The 15,963-nt window shown below is 57.6% G+C and carries 17 protein-coding genes and 1 tRNA gene; 10 read left to right on the top strand and 8 right to left on the bottom strand.

What is annotated here, in order from left to right; all coding sequences use genetic code 11:
* Positions 1–27: 27 nt before the first annotated feature.
* A complete protein-coding gene (locus SJY10_RS02795) occupies positions 28–2,178 on the top strand; it encodes a putative bifunctional diguanylate cyclase/phosphodiesterase (RefSeq protein ID WP_386679521.1) in 2,151 nt (716 codons plus the stop codon).
* Here the strand turns inward: SJY10_RS02795 and SJY10_RS02790 are convergent.
* Positions 2,130–3,161 (bottom strand): LacI family DNA-binding transcriptional regulator, encoded by a 1,032-nt coding sequence (locus tag SJY10_RS02790; RefSeq protein ID WP_386679520.1) that lies wholly within the window; start codon positions 3,159–3,161, stop codon positions 2,130–2,132. The genes SJY10_RS02795 and SJY10_RS02790 overlap by 49 nt on opposite strands.
* Before the next feature lie 105 nt (positions 3,162–3,266).
* On the opposite strand from SJY10_RS02790, the gene SJY10_RS02785 reads away from it, so the two are divergent.
* Positions 3,267–3,343, top strand: a tRNA-Arg gene (locus SJY10_RS02785).
* Between the two features lie 36 nt (positions 3,344–3,379).
* On the opposite strand, the gene SJY10_RS02780 is transcribed toward SJY10_RS02785, so the two are convergent.
* Positions 3,380–4,078, bottom strand: a complete 699-nt coding sequence (locus tag SJY10_RS02780) for a transcriptional regulator (protein WP_386679519.1) — start codon at positions 4,076–4,078, stop codon at positions 3,380–3,382.
* Positions 4,056–4,337, bottom strand: coding sequence for a hypothetical protein (locus SJY10_RS02775; RefSeq protein ID WP_386684465.1), 282 nt, complete (start codon positions 4,335–4,337; stop codon positions 4,056–4,058). The genes SJY10_RS02780 and SJY10_RS02775 overlap by 23 nt, the downstream gene beginning before the upstream one ends.
* A 158-nt stretch (positions 4,338–4,495) precedes the next feature.
* Between SJY10_RS02775 and SJY10_RS02770 the strand changes: the two genes are divergently transcribed.
* From SJY10_RS02770 to SJY10_RS02750, 5 genes are all read left to right on the top strand, one after another.
* A complete protein-coding gene (locus tag SJY10_RS02770; protein WP_386679518.1) occupies positions 4,496–4,906 on the top strand; it encodes a hypothetical protein in 411 nt (136 codons plus the stop codon).
* Positions 4,907–4,963: 57 nt separating this feature from the next.
* On the top strand, positions 4,964–5,602 hold the full coding sequence (locus SJY10_RS02765) for a ribonuclease HII (RefSeq protein ID WP_386679517.1): 639 nt from the start codon (positions 4,964–4,966) through the stop codon (positions 5,600–5,602).
* A gap of 89 nt (positions 5,603–5,691) precedes the next feature.
* Complete coding sequence (locus SJY10_RS02760) at positions 5,692–6,804, top strand: site-specific DNA-methyltransferase (protein ID WP_386679516.1); 1,113 nt, start codon at positions 5,692–5,694, stop codon at positions 6,802–6,804.
* A 200-nt stretch (positions 6,805–7,004) separates the two neighbouring features.
* Positions 7,005–7,775, top strand: coding sequence for a DUF2189 domain-containing protein (locus SJY10_RS02755; RefSeq protein ID WP_386679515.1), 771 nt, complete (start codon positions 7,005–7,007; stop codon positions 7,773–7,775).
* Positions 7,776–7,841: 66 nt separating this feature from the next.
* Positions 7,842–8,873 carry an NADP-dependent oxidoreductase gene (locus SJY10_RS02750; protein ID WP_386679514.1) on the top strand — a complete coding sequence of 344 codons (1,032 nt, stop codon included), beginning with the start codon at positions 7,842–7,844 and terminating at the stop codon, positions 8,871–8,873.
* A 3-nt stretch (positions 8,874–8,876) separates the two neighbouring features.
* On the opposite strand, the gene SJY10_RS02745 is transcribed toward SJY10_RS02750, so the two are convergent.
* Positions 8,877–10,016: an alkane 1-monooxygenase gene (locus tag SJY10_RS02745; RefSeq protein ID WP_386679513.1), complete on the bottom strand. Its 1,140-nt coding sequence runs from the start codon at positions 10,014–10,016 to the stop codon at positions 8,877–8,879.
* Positions 10,017–10,061: 45 nt separating this feature from the next.
* Positions 10,062–11,114 (bottom strand): A/G-specific adenine glycosylase, encoded by a 1,053-nt coding sequence (gene mutY, locus SJY10_RS02740; protein ID WP_386679512.1) that lies wholly within the window; start codon positions 11,112–11,114, stop codon positions 10,062–10,064.
* Between the two features lie 57 nt (positions 11,115–11,171).
* Between mutY and SJY10_RS02735 the strand changes: the two genes are divergently transcribed.
* Genes SJY10_RS02735 through SJY10_RS02725 form a run of 3 tightly spaced genes read left to right on the top strand, consistent with a single transcriptional unit; the run spans position 11,172 to position 13,479 of the window.
* Complete coding sequence (locus SJY10_RS02735; RefSeq protein ID WP_386684462.1) at positions 11,172–11,687, top strand: DUF721 domain-containing protein; 516 nt, start codon at positions 11,172–11,174, stop codon at positions 11,685–11,687.
* Positions 11,688–11,695: 8 nt separating this feature from the next.
* On the top strand, positions 11,696–12,364 hold the full coding sequence (locus SJY10_RS02730) for a DsbA family protein (RefSeq protein ID WP_386679511.1): 669 nt from the start codon (positions 11,696–11,698) through the stop codon (positions 12,362–12,364).
* Positions 12,361–13,479 carry a CaiB/BaiF CoA transferase family protein gene (locus SJY10_RS02725; RefSeq protein WP_386684459.1) on the top strand — a complete coding sequence of 373 codons (1,119 nt, stop codon included), beginning with the start codon at positions 12,361–12,363 and terminating at the stop codon, positions 13,477–13,479. Before SJY10_RS02730 ends, SJY10_RS02725 begins: the two co-directional genes overlap by 4 nt.
* Positions 13,480–13,550: 71 nt before the next feature.
* Here SJY10_RS02725 and lpxK read toward each other — a convergent pair whose 3' ends face one another.
* The 3 genes from lpxK to SJY10_RS02710 are packed head-to-tail and all read right to left on the bottom strand — an operon-like array spanning position 13,551 to position 15,863.
* Positions 13,551–14,528: a tetraacyldisaccharide 4'-kinase gene (lpxK, locus tag SJY10_RS02720; RefSeq protein WP_386679510.1), complete on the bottom strand. Its 978-nt coding sequence runs from the start codon at positions 14,526–14,528 to the stop codon at positions 13,551–13,553.
* The gene (locus SJY10_RS02715; protein WP_386679509.1) at positions 14,529–15,602 is read right to left on the bottom strand and encodes a 3-deoxy-D-manno-octulosonic acid transferase; all 1,074 of its coding nucleotides are present in this window, start codon (positions 15,600–15,602) and stop codon (positions 14,529–14,531) included.
* Between the two features lie 15 nt (positions 15,603–15,617).
* The gene (locus SJY10_RS02710; protein ID WP_386679508.1) at positions 15,618–15,863 is read right to left on the bottom strand and encodes a DUF4170 domain-containing protein; all 246 of its coding nucleotides are present in this window, start codon (positions 15,861–15,863) and stop codon (positions 15,618–15,620) included.
* Positions 15,864–15,963: the final 100 nt, after the last annotated feature.

The following is a 15,963-nucleotide window of genomic DNA, read 5'->3' as shown; positions in this document are numbered from 1 at the left end:
GGCTAGGGGACGCCCAGCGAGAGTGTGATGCAGGTAGATATCGATCAAAACGCAGAAATTTCGGCAATCCAGCAGGTTATCAGCAGAAATATCCTGCTTCCTCTGTTCGAAAATTCTGGTCAGGCGATTGTCGTGCTGAACAGCGACGACTTGCTTGTCGTTGCGGCGAACAGGCTTGCCCGGACAATTTTGAACCAGGGCATGCGCACACTGCAGCGGCTGACCCTGATGGAAACACTTCCGAACCTGCCAGAAGACAGGGTCGCCCAGTTTATTCGCCAGTTTATCCGGGTCAGGCGGCGGAGCGTTCGCGCGCGCGTGTGCATAAACGGGGATAAGGAAACGATCTATGACGTTGATATCATCCGGGTGCCCGGCCCGCTAAAATCAGTCGTCGTCATTGCGCAGGATGTGACATTGACTGTGCGCGCGCTGCGCATAGCAGCCAAGGCCGAAAGCCAGATGGCGACGGCCATCGACGCACTTTCTGACGGATTCGTATTGTACGATGCAGACGATCGGTTGGTCATTTGCAATCAGACCTATCGCACGTTCTATCTCGAAAGCGCTGCCGCGATGGAGCCGGGAAATACCTTTGAAAACATTCTGCGGGTCGGATTGAAAAACGGCCAGTATGCAGACGGCATCGGTCGAGAGGAAGAATGGCTTGCGACAAGGCTAAAGCAACATCGCTCTCCTCATGGCGTGATCGAGCAAAAGCTGTCGAATGGTCGCTGGCTGCGGATCATGGAACGGGTGACGGCTGACGGTGGCCGGGTTGGCCTGCGTGTCGATGTCACGCAATTGAAAGAACAACAGCATGCATTGCGGCGACTTGCCATAACGGACGAACTGACCGGACTGCGAAACAGACGCAACCTTTTAGAAGATATCGCGCAGTTGGCTGACAAGCTTGGTGCCCGTGAAACCGTTGTTGTCTATCACCTTGATCTGGATAAATTCAAAGCCATCAACGACGTATACGGTCACGAGGCCGGCGATCACGTCCTAAAGCATTGTGCTGCAATCTTAGAAAGCGCTGTCGCCCCCGGTGAATTTGCCGCCCGTGTTGGCGGTGACGAATTTATCATCGTGCGCCGTATGCCCAATGATAGGGATGCAATCGCAGCATTTGCCGACCAGATTATCGACCGCATGATGCGACCATTAGGCTATGCCGGTCAGCTTATGCATATCGGTGTGTCAATTGGTATTGCCTTGCTGGAACTTGGTTCGGGTATGGCGGCCCGCGGCACGGTTCTAACAGCAGCAGATCTGGCCCTTTATGAGGCCAAGAAAATCGGCGGTGTCGCGCTGTTCTTTGAACCTTCGATGCGGGATCAAGTTTTATCCGCCAATGCTTTGGCACGGGAATTACAGATCGGCTTGGAGCGTAACGAGTTTGAAGCCTACTTTCAGCCACAGGTTGACGCTGTTGCCGGCGAATGTATCGGATTCGAAGCTCTTTTGCGTTGGAGCCATCCGCGACGCGGTGTGATGAATGCCGGCCAATTTCTTGACGTTGCCCAGCGTGCAGGGCTGACAGACGCGCTTGATTCCTTAATGACAGAAGCCGCCTGCCATGCACTAAGATGGCTGTCGGATCAGGGCATGCCGCAGACAAGCGTCAGCATCAATATGTCGACCGCCCAACTTTCCGACCCTCGCATGCTGTCCCGACTAGAGTCTGCTGTCGTCAAGTTTGATATTGCCCGACATCTGCTGCGCATTGAACTGCTCGAATCCACACTTCTCGATGAAAGGACAACGCACTTTTTGACGAATGTGAACGCTTTGGTAAAAGCTGGATATGTCGTAGAGCTTGATGATTTCGGCACAGGCCACGCGGCAATTGCTGCGCTCCGAAAATTTCACGTATCGCAAATTAAGATCGACCGCAGCTTTGTTAGAAATATCGACACCGATGTCGACCTGCAGAAGCTGACCGCCGCCATTATCGGCCTTGCGCACAGCCTGGACATCAGCGTTCTGGCCGAAGGTGTCGAAACGATAGAGGAACAGACAAGGCTTATCGACATGGGGTGCAGACTGGCCCAGGGGTGGTACTATGGAAAAGCCATGCCACTGACGCAAATAAAGGACTTCTTGGTCCGTTATCCAGTACCAGCTTACTTTCGCAACAACGTGTCCCCGAACTCTATTCGCGGTGTCAGCTGAACCATATCCGGACCCGGATCCTCTCCTGCGACGCGTTTGGCGATAATATTTGCCGCACAGGCGCCAACTTCGAAACGGCAGGCATCCATCGTTGCCAGCCTTCGCGGCAATCCTGCAAGCAACTCTACACCGTTAAAACCGGCAAGGCCAATCTGTCCCGGAACGTCGATCTTTTGATCCAGAAGATACATCAGACCGCCCGCACCGATCATGTCATTGGAATAATAAAGGAAATCCAGATCCGGATGTCGCGCCAGCATGGCCTGCGTCATCTCTCGTCCCTTTGTCAAAGCGGATCCACCGGCGTAAAACTCATGATCCGTAATCTCGACCCCCGACTTTGCCAGAGTGCGGGTAAACCCTTCAAAGCGCTTACGCGCCCGGTGATCCAATGGCATTTGGGTCCCCATGAAGCCGATCTTGCGATAGCCGGCGGCAAGAATCGCCTCTGCCATTTCCCGCCCGGCCCGGCGATGAGAGATGCCAACACAGGCATCAATGGCTTCGCCGTCAGTATCCATGATTTCGACAACCGGAATACCAGCTTGCGCCAACATGGCGCGGGATGCATCCGAATGCTCCAGCCCGGCGATAATGATGCCCGCCGGTCGCCAGGACAGCATCTCGAACAGCACCTTTTCTTCCTTTTCGGGACGGTACTCTGTCACACCAAACACGGGCTGTAGCGCTGTTCCGTCCAGTGATTCAGAAATACCAGATAACACCTCTGGAAATACCATGTTCTTTAACGACGGAATAATTACTGCGACCAGATTGACGTGACTAGATGCAAGCGATCCGGCAATCCGGTTCGGCACATAACCAAGGCGCTTTGCCGCATCCTGCACCTTGATACGCGTCGCCGCGCTGACGTCGCCTTTGTTGCGCAGCACCCGGCTAACCGTCATTTCGCTGACACCAGATGCTTCTGATACGTCACGAAGTGTCATAGGTCGGCGAGGCGGCTTGTTCACGGGATTCATCCTGTCACTGCGTTCAACAAACTAATATCCCGCCACCACCAGCTTGTCCAAGCCTGCCGCCACCCACGTTGACCAATCGCGTATTTCAAGGCAATGAGGCACTGTGGTCCCGTGGCTCAATTGGATAGAGCAGCCCCCTCCTAAGGGGCAGGTTACTGGTTCGAACCCAGTCGGGATCACCACTGCGCCTTTGCTTCGCAATTTGATACCGACCGGCGTCAAACCATGCGGATCACATCCTTATCAATGGCCAGCATATAGCCTTTGCGTGCAATGTTTTTCACGAGCAGTTCGCTGACCATCTGGTTACCAAGGGTATCACGCAGACGTTTGATGCGGGTAGCACCTGCAGCTTCATCGCATTCCGATGCGTCCCGGCCTGAAATGACACCTTCAATTTCCGCACCGGACAGCACCTCATCGTCCATACGCGCCTCTGCCAAAACCGATAGCGTTTCGATTGCAGCGGCGGTCAGCTTGAATTCGAAGTTATTGAGGTAAACCGACCCTTGATCTCGGCTGATCAAAAGCGAGTTCACTTCGATCCCTTTGCGTTCAATATGCCCCATGCGACGTGTCAATCCGATCAACATGACCAGAAACGCAATCGCCGCCACAAGCAGCGCTGTCGAAAAAACGAGCAAGACAAAGATGACGAACCGGTAGGACGACAGCGTATCGGAAAACGCGGTACCCGAACCGGCAAGGATTTCCAGCAGCTTTATCTCTGCATTCGTGGTCAGGTTATCGTTTGCGATGAACAGTTGCTCAACGCGGGCATTGAATGCATTCGCATCCGGTAAGTTGACGAACAACAATACGGCAGCTGCGGCAAGGATCACAAAAATGCCGACGATTCCGCCAACGATAATCCGGTTGCCGATCTCTCGCGCCTCAGTAGCGGAGGAAGTACTCACCAGCGGCACCCTTTCTGCTATCTAAACCGTTTGCATCGAACACGCCCACGATCGTCAGCAGAGCCCAGCCTTCCGCCGCAAGCCGCGGCGCAATCGCCGCTTGTGCGTTAGGCTTTGTGCAGTCCCCGGACACCTGCGCAACGCCGTAGTGAAGGCGCAGGGGATTGTCTTGCTTGGCCTTGTAGTCAGCGTAGCAATCAGCCTGTGCGGCAGTTGCGCCGACCATACAGGCCAGAATAAGGGGAAAGAGCTTTTTCATCATCATGCGATCTGACGTGGATCCGTCGTGTTATGCAATATCGCGCGATGCTATCGCGGGCAGCGCGATATTGCCAGTGGATGATATCGCTTGTCACAGGTCAGTTTGGCCACCCTTTTTCGACCAATGGCGCGACCGGCGCTTTAGCAAAGGGGAACATGATGTTCAGGACATTGATCGTGGCTTTCGCGGTAATCAGCCTGGCCCTGCCTGTTGGCGCGGACCAGCGCCCTAATGGCAAAAGCTGGCGGGAACGGGTGACAGAGCAAGGCTATCTACCAGGGAACAATCACGGCAGGGCTGGCCCACCCCAGGTCGCGCCGCCTGTGATCATTGCCCCGTCATTTGGCAACAGTCGTACTTACCGGACTTTGCCCGCCGCCTGCCTAACCCGAATCGAAACACGAAACGGCTGGCATCGCATTTATGACCGGGGTTGCCTTGCTGACTGGGGCACCGACACCCGTACCCTGCCGCGCGTCTGCAATGTGCAGTTGGCGACATGGGGCGGCGTGCGCAACGGCTATGATGCACAATGCCTCGCAGATGCAGGCTACCATCGCCGCTGATACGCGGCGGATCAGGCGGGGCTTTTCCAAGCCCCGCCTCTGCGGCATTAAGGGGATATGACACGCATCTCCCCTGACCTTCAGTTTGAAAACACAGCCCGTTCCGCCGGATACACTCATATTGCCGGCGTGGACGAAGTGGGGCGCGGCCCCCTTGCTGGCCCTGTTATGGCATGCGCCGTGATTCTGGACCCCAAACGGATCCCCCCCGGCCTAGGCGACAGTAAAACAATCAGCGCCAAGCGGCGTGATGTCTTGTTTGATCTGATTCCAAACATGGCAATTGTGGGATTCGGAAGCGCCACTGTCGCGGAAATCGAGCAGCTGAACATTCTGGCTGCCAGCCAGCTGGCCATGACCCGTGCCCTTGCCGATTTGGCGCAACCCCCCGATTTTGCTCTGATAGATGGCAATCGTATGCCCCCCGGCATGCCCTGCCCCGGCCAGACCATCGTCAAAGGCGATGCCAAATCTTTGTCGATCGCTGCGGCCTCAATTATGGCCAAAGTGTGGCGCGACCGTGTGATGGTGGGATTGGCGCAACAGCATCCCGGGTACGGATGGGACAGAAATGCCGGATATCCAACGGCCGAGCACATAGAGGGACTGAAATGTCACGGTGTCACTCTACATCATCGCCGCACTTTCGGCCCGGTGCACAAGATGTTGTGGCAAGATAAAATTCGCGACGACTAAGGTAATTTATCGATTGCCTCTGAAAGGCGCAAAAGGTCATCTTAACCTCAATCAACGAGTGGAAAAATCCACCGGGATAGAGGCAGAGCATGACAATAAAAACAAAGGCCCAAAAGGGCCTAACGCTACCGCTTAACCAAATTTTGGATGGCGATTGCATCGAGCTAATGAACAGTTTGCCAGAAGAGTCAGTTGATCTGATCTTTGCAGACCCACCCTATAACCTGCAGTTGCGCGGCGATCTTCATCGCCCGGACAATTCCAAAGTCGACGCCGTCGATGATCATTGGGACCAGTTCGACAGCTTTGCGGTTTATGACAAGTTTACCCGCGATTGGCTGAAAGCGGCTCGCCGTCTGCTGAAACCCAATGGCGCGATCTGGGTTATTGGCAGCTATCATAACGTGTTCCGTATGGGCGCAGAGCTGCAGAACCAGGGTTTCTGGATTCTGAATGACGTCGTCTGGCGTAAGTCGAACCCGATGCCGAACTTTCGCGGCAAGCGACTGACCAACGCCCATGAAACATTGATCTGGGCCGGCAAGTCCGAGCACAGCAAGTACACCTTTAACTACGAAGCGCTGAAAGCGTTGAACGAAGGCGTCCAGATGCGCAGTGACTGGATGCTCCCGATCTGCACAGGTCACGAGCGGATCAAGGATGAAAACGGCGACAAGGCACATCCGACGCAGAAGCCGGAAAGCCTGTTGCACCGCGTCCTGCTGGGCACCACCAATCCCGGCGATGTCGTGCTGGACCCCTTCTTTGGCACAGGCACCACAGGTGCCGTAGCGAAAATGTTGGGCCGTGATTTCATCGGGATCGAGCGTGAGGAGGCGTACCGCAAGGTTGCAACCAAGCGCATCGCCAACGTGCGCAAATTCGACAACGAAGCGCTGCAGGTCAGCACATCCAAGCGGGCAGAGCCGCGCGTCGCCTTTGGCGTGCTGGTCGAACGGGGCATGCTGCGTCCCGGCGAAGAGCTTTACTCGCTCAATGGCCGCCACACCGTGAAAGTGCGCGCCGATGGCACGCTTAGTAGCGACGACATCAAAGGCTCTATCCACCAGGTGGGTGCGCAACTTGAAGGCGCGCCAAGCTGTAATGGCTGGACATATTGGCAGTTCAAGCGCGAAGGGCAACGTGTGCCTATCGATCTTTTGCGCCAGCAGGTCCGCGCCGAAATGGCAAAACACGCATAGATTTCAACAGTTACCGCCGGTGCCTTTGACGTGATAGCCCCACATGGGCTTTCACGCGGGCACTACCTTTGCCCCGTCTCTTCTTTGGAAGGACGGGGTTTTTTTGTTCTGGGTCCGGGCGACGTGCATGATACAGATCAAAGCCCGCGCCGGATCACACCCTTACGCTTAGCGCATTCACAACCGAATGGAGCCTATCCATGACCGCCCCAGCGCCGCAGCATGCCCCCACGCCGAAGGTAATGCGCCTGCAGCTGGCGGATGTTATGGATTGCCTGCGTGCAGGCTGGGCCGATTACCGCGCCGCACCGCTGTTCGGGCTATTCTTCAGCGCGATTTACGTTGTGATCGGTAACGCCTTATTTCAGCTGGGCGCAGGGTTTTTCACATGGACGCTGATCCTGTCGCTTGGCTTTCCGCTGATCGCACCGATCCTTGCCGTTGGCCTTTATGATGTCAGCCGCCGGTTGGAACGCGGTGAAGTGCCCCGCTTTTCGCAAGTTTTGCCAATCATCTGGCAAGAGCGCACCCGCCAAGTCCCATGGGCAGGCGTCATCATTGTGACGTTTTTTCTGTTCTGGACATTTCTGGCACACATGCTTTTCGCCCTGTTCATGGGGCCATCCGTGCTGCTGGGCCCGCCGGACGATCTGCAAAGCTATCTTAATGCCACTGGCCTGACGATGATCGCGGTCGAACTGGCAGTCGGTGCCATAGCTGCCTTTTTACTGTTCAGCCTCACCGCGATCAGCCTGCCCCTTTTGCTGGACCGAGAGCTTGATTTCGTCACAGCCATGCTGATCAGCCTTAAGGTCACCCGCGAAAACCTTTTTGTCATGTGGGTCTGGGCCACGATCATCGCAATCCTGACACTTGCGGCCCTCACCCCTTGGCTACTTGGTCTACTTGCCGTGCTGCCTGTGCTGGGGCACGCCAGCTGGCACCTGTATCGCCGCGCCCTGTCCTCCTGACGAAGGCCTTTCCTGGCCTGCGGCGCACGCTAGTTTGTGCGTGACGCACACGAAAGGAATTCCCCAATGACCACCGCCACACAAATCGTTCTGGCCAGTCGCCCCAATGGGTCGCCGACGCTGAAAAACTTCCGCACCGAAACTACGCCCCTGCCTGCCATCAAGGACGGAGAGTTTCTTGTGCGCGTCATCTGGCTTTCGCTGGACCCCTATATGCGCGGCCGCATGGACGACGCCAAATCCTATGCCAAAGCAGTCGAAATTGGCGGCGTCATGGAAGGCGGAACGGTGGCCAAGGTGATGGAAAGCAAACACAAAGGCTTTCCCGCTGGCAAGATTGTCGCCGGTGCCTTTGGCTGGACCAGCCACGCCATCAGCAACGGTGAAGGGGTGCGTATCGTCGATCCGGACATTGCGCCAATCTCCACAGCTCAGGGCGTTTTGGGCATGCCGGGAATCACGGCCTGGGTTGGCTTGAATGATATCGGCCGCGCTAAGGACGGCGAAACCATCGTAGTCTCTGCCGCAACAGGCGCCGTAGGCGGTATGGTGGGGCAGCTGGCAAAGACCAAGAATATGCGCGTTATCGGCGTCGCAGGCGGCGCGGACAAATGTGACTACGCAGTCAAAGAGCTTGGCTATGACGTCTGTCTTGACCACCGTGCATTGGACGCCGAGGCATTGACCCAAGCGATCGCGGACGCCGCGCCGAACGGCGTCGACGTCTATTTTGAAAGCGTTGGCGGCAAGACGCTAGAGGCCGTGCTGCCAAACATGAACACTTTTGGCCGCATTGCAGTCTGCGGCATGATTTCCTGGTATTCGGGCCAAGGCATTGCAGAGGCGCAGCCCCTGCCCGCCGTCTGGCGCAACATCCTGACACGCCGCCTGCTGGTCGAAGGCTTCATCATCTTTGATCACTTCGATAAGTTTCCGGACTTTATGGCCCAAGTCGGCCCGATGGTGGGCGACGGGCGTATCACCTTCAAAGAAGACATCGCCGAAGGCCTTGAAAACGCACCGCAGGCGTTCCTAGACATGCTGGGTGGCGGCAACTTTGGTAAACAAATGGTCCGCGTCGGTGACGATCCGGCCTAGGCCCTAACGCGGCCACGGATTGGTTGCGGCCTTATAGGCGGACCAATCTGTGATGTGCGGATAGTACTGGCGGCGCCAGGCACGCACCCTCGGGTTCATGCTGCGTCGCCACAGCGGCGGCACCATCGCAACAAACCCCATGACAGAATATCCATAGGGCAGCTGCGGCGCATCGCTGGCGTCATATGTTTGCAGCAGCGGAAACCGGCGGTCGGGCTTGTAGTGGTGGTCGGAATGGCGCTGTAGGTTGATCAGCAACCAATTCGACACCTTTTGTGCGGAATTCCACGAATGGTGCGGTTTGACATATTCGTATTTGCCATCGCCCAAATGTTCGCGCGTCAGACCGTAGTGTTCAATGTAATTCACAAGTTCCAAATGCCATGCCGCGACAAAGGCCTGCCACAAGAACAGCGCAAGCCCAAGCCAGCCACCGATAATCAGTGACAGCGCCACAAACCCGGCCTGCAGCGCCCAATAACGCCAGAATGGATTGCGCCGGTCCGACCAAGGCAGACCTTTGCGCGCCAGCATTGCCTGTTCCGCCTTGAAGGCAGAAACATAGCACTGCCGCAGCACGCGCGGGAAAAAGCGGTGGAACCCTTCGTTATAGCGGGCGGTCACAGGATCGCGCGGGGTGGCGACGTAGCGGTGATGGACCAGCAAATGTTCTGACCGGAAATGCGAATACAGCGCCATCGCCAGCAGTATATCGGCCATGTTGCGTTCGATGCGGGGTTTTTGGTGCATCAGTTCATGACTGTAATTGATGCCGATGGTGCCCGTAATCACCCCCATGCCAAAGAACAGACCGACCAGTTCCCACCCGCCCAGATGATCAGCGCGTGTGGCATAATACATGACGCCAAACAGTGTCGCAGCCTGCAGCGGAGCCCAGATGATCGTAATCAGGCGATACCACCATAGCTGATCGTCAGGGGTAGACGTATCGGCATTCGCCTCGTTCAGACCCGCGAAAATATCGATGATGCCAAACAGATACCATGTACACAGCGGCAACAGAAAAACGGCCCAGCCGCCCCAAACGGCACTAATCCACGCAATGGGGATCAACAGCAGCGACAGCCAGAACGGCAGCGCGGCAGACAATCGGGCGATTGGGGGTGATGCGGTGGCGGTCATTCAATCCTCTTTCGCGTCCTTCTACCCTATAATCGCGGCGATTTATCAGCCAGATGGTAAAGAATCCGCGACCAGATCAAAGACCTTTCGCATCACAGTCGGAAGTGCCGTTGGGGAAAAGTCAGCATGCGGCATAAATTGCCCCCGTGAGGGCCGCGCGTTATTTGGCACGCGCGCCCACAAGATCGTCAATTCCAGATGAAAATGGGTGAAAGTATGCCGGGCCGTCGCATCCAGCTGCTGCCAATCTGCGTCAACCGGTGGCGCAGGTTGCGGATCATCCGACCAATCCGATCCTGCAAAGCCAAGCATCCCGCCCAGCAACCCCTTTGGGTCGCGCGTTTCAAGCAACCAGGCACCGTCCTCGCGGCGCACAACGTAAGCAATGCCGCGCCGCAATGGTACAGGCTTTTTAAGGGTCTTTTTAGGCAATTCCGCAGCCGTCCCCGAAATGCGGGCCATGCAATCATCACGCAGCGGACAAATGCCGCAAGCTGGCGATTTCGGCGTGCAGATTGTGGCCCCCAAATCCATGACCGCCTGCGCATAGTCGCCGGGGCGTTCCTGCGGTGTTAACGCCTTTGCTAACGCCATCAGCTCTGGCTTGGCAGCAGGCAGCGGCGTGTGTACGTCGTATAGCCGCGCCATGACCCGTTCGACATTGCCATCAAGAACCGTTTCCGCTTGATCAAAGGCAATCGCGGCCACGGCGGCAGCGGTATAGGGGCCAATTCCCGGCAGGGTCAGCAGCGTGTCATAATCGGGCGGAAAGACGCCGCCATGATCGGCCACGACAGCCCGCGCACATTTCAGCAAGTTGCGGGCGCGGGCATAGTACCCCAAACCCGCCCAGGCCGCCATGACATCTGCATCGTCTGCCGCAGCCAGATCACCAACAGTGGGCCATAACGCAATGAACTTGCGCCAATATTCACGCACGGCCGCGACAGTGGTCTGCTGGAGCATGACTTCTGACAACCAGATGCCATAGGGGTCCGGCAGTTTGCCTGCCTTGCGGTCCGCAGGGGGCACACGCCACGGCATGGACCGGGCGTGCACATCGTACCAGTCGAGTAGTTGCAAAGATCGCTCACGCATTGTTCATGCCCCCTGCACTGACTTGGCGTGCAGGGTGACATAGACTAAACCGTGATGATGAAACAACCTTACCGCACGTCTTCTACGCATGGCTTTTCCCGGGCCGTCACACTGATGCAATCGCGCATCCGCGCTGGCAGTGAAGGCCGCGGCTTTGCGGAAACGCGCCTGCTGACACATTGGGCTGAATTTGTCGGTGAACAGGTAGCCAGCGTAGCAACACCTGTGAGCGTCAGCTATGGCCGCGGCGCGCTAGGTGCGACCCTAACGGTGCTGACAACAGGCGCCAACGCGCCCATGCTGGAAATGCAAAAGGTGCAGATCCTTGAAACAGTGAACGCCTGCTACGGTTACCGCGCCATCGCGCGGGTGCGTATTACACAAACCGCACCCACTGGCTTTGCCGAAGGCCGCGTGGCCTTTGCCCCTGCCCCCAAGGCACCCGCCGCACCAGACCCCGCCGTGCAGAACCGCGCCCGCGCGGTTGCAAACGGTGTGACAAATGACGACCTGAGAACAGCATTGGAGGCTTTGGCCACCAACGTCCTGTCAAAACCGAAAAACAGAACCTGAGGTAGACCATGAAACGCAGAACCTTGCTTACCACTGGCGGCGCCGCCGTCCTTGTGGGCGGTGCTTTCGCCCTGAACCTGAACAGCCCGCAAAGCAGCCTGCTGGTAGGCATGGCAAACGCGCAGACCGAAGGCGCAACGCCCGATCCGACTGCAATTGCGGATATGGTCATCGGTGCGGATGATGCTCCGGTTAAAATGACTGAATACGCCAGCTTTACCTGTCCGCATTGCGCCAATTTCCACGCAACTGTCTGGCCTCGACTGAAGGCGGAATACATCGATACCGGAAAGGTGCAGTTCACCTACCGCGAGGTGTATTTCGATCGCTTCGGCCTTTGGGCCTCCATGATCGCCCGCTGCGGTGGAGAAATGCGCTTTTTCGGTATTACCGAACTGCTTTACGACAAGCAGCGTGCCTGGACGGCCAGCGGCGATCCGGCAACGATTGCACAAGACCTTCGCAACCTGGGCAAGACAGCAGGCTTGACGGATGACATGCTGGACGCCTGCATGAATGACGCTGAAAACGCGCAAAACCTCGTGGCGTGGTATGAAGCGAATGCCGATGAGGACAACGTCACTTCGACCCCATCGTTCATCATCGACGGTGAGAAGTATTCCAACATGTCCTTTGAGGATATGGCCAAGACCATCGACGACGCGATCGCCGGCTGATGCGGCCACTGGACGGCCTGCGTGTCATTGAACTGGCACGCATTCTGGCGGGCCCTTGGGCCGGCCAGACACTGGCCGACCTGGGGGCTGATGTGATCAAGGTTGAATCCCCCGACGGCGACGATACGCGCCGTTGGGGGCCACCTTGGGTCGATCATGACGGCGAACGCGCCGCTGCCTATTTTCACGGCACCAACCGGGGCAAATCGTCAGTAACCGCCGACTTCCGTACGGTGGAAGGGCAGGAGCACGTCAAAGCCCTGATCGCCGACGCTGATATCGTCATCGAGAATTTCAAGGTCGGCGGATTGGCGAAGTACGGCCTGGATTATACCAGCCTTTCGGCAATCAATCCTCGCCTGATCTACTGTTCGATTACAGGTTTTGGCCAGACTGGGCCCTATGCACATAGGGCGGGCTATGACTACATCATTCAAGGCATGTCCGGCCTGATGTCCGTCACCGGTCAGGCGGACGGACAGCCGCAGCGGGTTGGAGTACCCGTTGTTGATCTGTTTACGGGCATGTATGCCAGCACCGCCATTCTAGCTGCAATCCACCAGCGGCATACGACGGGCAAGGGCCAACATATTGACCTTGCGTTGTATGATGTCGCTGTGGCGATCATGGCCAATCAGGCGATGAACTATCTTACGACCGGCACCCCGCCTGCGCGCGTTGGGAACGCTCATCCGAATTTGATGCCCTATCAGGTCTTCGACTGTGCGGACGGTCATGTGATTATCGCAACGGGCAATGATGCGCAGTATCAGCGCCTGTGTGATCTATTGGATGTGCAGGCATTAGCTTCGGATGCCCGCTTTGCGACCAACGCCGACCGGTTAGCAAACAGTGTCGAGCTGGCTTTGTTGTTGGGCGACGCAACCCGACAGCACAGCTGCGAAACGCTATTGACACAATGCGAAGCACAGGGTGTGCCTGCGGGGCCGATCATGAACCTGGCAGAGGTTTTTGCAGACCCGCACATTGTTCATCGCGCAATACAGGTCAATATGGACGGAGTTCCCGGGATGAGGACGCCGATCCGGATGTCTGACGGCGATACCAGTCCGCGCGGCCCCGCACCGCGTATGCAAAACAAGGCGTCTGACTGAAACGACAGGTTGATGGGGGCCAGCCCCCGTCCCTACGGGACTCCCCCGGGATATTTAGAACCAGAAGAAGGTCAAAGGCCCAGCGCGGTTAGGGCGTGATCAAGCGGTCCTGTATCGTCAAGCTTCAAGCGCACGGGCAGGGTCAGCACTTTGGCACGGAAGCTATGCGGGAGGCGGACGGCGTCCTTTTCGGTCGTTACCAACTGGGCGTTGCGCGCCTTCGCTTCCAATTCCAGCCTTGTCATCAGGGCTTCTGTCAGCGGTTGATGATCTTCCAATGGCTCGGCCCGGATGACATCTGCCCCCATGGCGCGCAGGGTGGCAAAGAATTTTTCAGGATGGCCGATACCGGCAAAGGCCAGCAACCGCAGACTTTGCCAAGGCATACCTGTAATCAGTGGCACCAGCTCTCCTGTCAGGCTGGGGCTGTGCGGGCCGGCGGCGAATGCCGCCTGGGCTGCGGGGGTGCCGATTGACAGCAACATATCTGCGCGGGCAAGGCCGGCGGCAACAGGTTCCCGCAATGGCCCTGCGGGCAGGACGCGGCCGTTGCCAAACCCGCGCAGGGCATCGACGACAACGATCGACAAATCTTTGTCCACGGAAGGGTTTTGGAAACCATCGTCCAGCAGAATGACCGTGGCCCCCGCAGCTTCTGCTGCTTGAACGCCGGCGGCCCGGTCACGCGCGACCCAGGTCGGGGCAAAAGAGGACAGCAGCAATGGCTCGTCGCCGGTTTGTGCGGCGGTATGTACACGCTCGTCAACGCGGGTCGGGCCTTTGAGGGTGCCGCCAAAGCCGCGGGTGACGATATGCGGTGCCTGATCGCGACCTGTCAGGATCTGCGCCATCGCCATCGCCGTCGGCGTTTTACCTGTACCGCCAACATTGATGTTGCCGATACAGATGACCGGGACTTTTGCATTATAACCGGACTGGCGCAGTCTGCGCGCTGTAGCAGCGCCATAGATCCAGCCAAGCGGTGCAAGAAGGCGTGCACGCAGATCAGGTGCATCGGGCGACGTAAACCAGAACTTCGGAGCACCCATTTACAAACCTGCCTCGTCCAGACGGTTGCGGATCAATGTGACAATGCGGTCCGTCGCCTCTGCCCCGCGAGACGTGACATCCCAGCCAGCCATGGCCATCGCCGCCACGCGGTCGGCCGACAACAATGCCTCTACCGCCCGGCCCAAGCCTGCTTCGCCATCGACCTGAAGCGTGGCACCCGCCCGTGCCAGACGATCGTACCGGGCCGTATAAGGGGCTGTGCGTTGTCCATGAATCAAAACAGAACCGAGCGCTGCGGCCTCGAACGGGTCTTGCGCTGCGCGTTGTGTCAGGGTGCCCCCTGCAAAGGCGACGGTTGCAAGGCGCAACCACAGACCTAATTCGGCGGGGGTATCAACGACGTGGACCTGCGTCGCCTCTTCCGGCTCGCTGGTCAGGGACCGCAGGCTAGCGGGCAGGCCCTGCGCCTCGAACTGGCTAGCTAAGGCTGGGCCATCTTCTGCACGGGCAGCAACAGCGACAAGCATCAGTCGGTGAGAACGCCGCGCTGCAAGGCGCTGGGCTGCTGCGAGTGCAGTAACATCGGCAGCTTCAGTCTGCGTGGCTAACCAGATTGGCCGGTTGCGCAAGGATTCGGCCAGATCACGGCGATCCGATTCTATATAAGGCAAAACGGCAGGCGGATCTTCGAGCAGGCCCACAGCAAAGGTTCTGTCGGCCGGGGCACCCGCTGCTATGAACGCATCTGCGCAGGCTTGCTCGCGGGTATAGACGGTATGCAGCTGCGACAATATCCCTCGGCTGCGAGACGGAAACCAACGGCTGACGATGCCATCCAGCGCCGTTTCATCCAAATCGATGACGACGATTGGCACGCCAGCCTCCTTGGCCTCGCTTAGGGTAGTGGTATCGAGCGGACCGCCGATCCACAGTAGCAGCATCGGCTTTAACTTGGCCAAATGGGCCCGAACAGCGCGGCGACCTTCGGGGTGGTCCTGCGTTGTAATGGCAAAACCGACGTCTTCGCCTGTCGCTTTTAGACGCGCATCAAGGGCCGCGATGACGGCGGCATCCGCAGGGGTGGCGCAACGCGCCCAGACGACGGCCTCCACCCCCGCAGCCCTGACTTACAGACCGAGCTCTTCGGTCGGAGAGGCCGCCACCTCTTCGTCCCGCAGACGGTGGATATGCGCGATGAAGTAGCGTGTATGCGCGTCGTCAACGGTGCGCTGTGCGTTGGCCTTCCATGCGTTATAGGCGGTGGCATAATCCGGGAACATGCCGACGATGTGGATGTTTTCAACATCCTTGAACGCGTTCTTGGTCGGATCGATCAGTTCGCCGCCAAAGACAAGATGCAGGCGCTGGGTCATGAAAAGAGTCCTTTAATCAGGGTGCTGTTGCAGTGCAACTTACGCAGGGCGGGCCAGTGTTACAACGGGGCCCTGCGACCTTATCCAAGATGACACGTTA

Source organism: Loktanella sp. R86503 (assembly GCF_042466455.1).
Lineage (GTDB): Bacteria > Pseudomonadota > Alphaproteobacteria > Rhodobacterales > Rhodobacteraceae > Loktanella.
The sequence above is the reverse complement of the archived record's forward strand: the minus strand, read 5'-3'. Positions and strand labels throughout refer to the sequence as shown.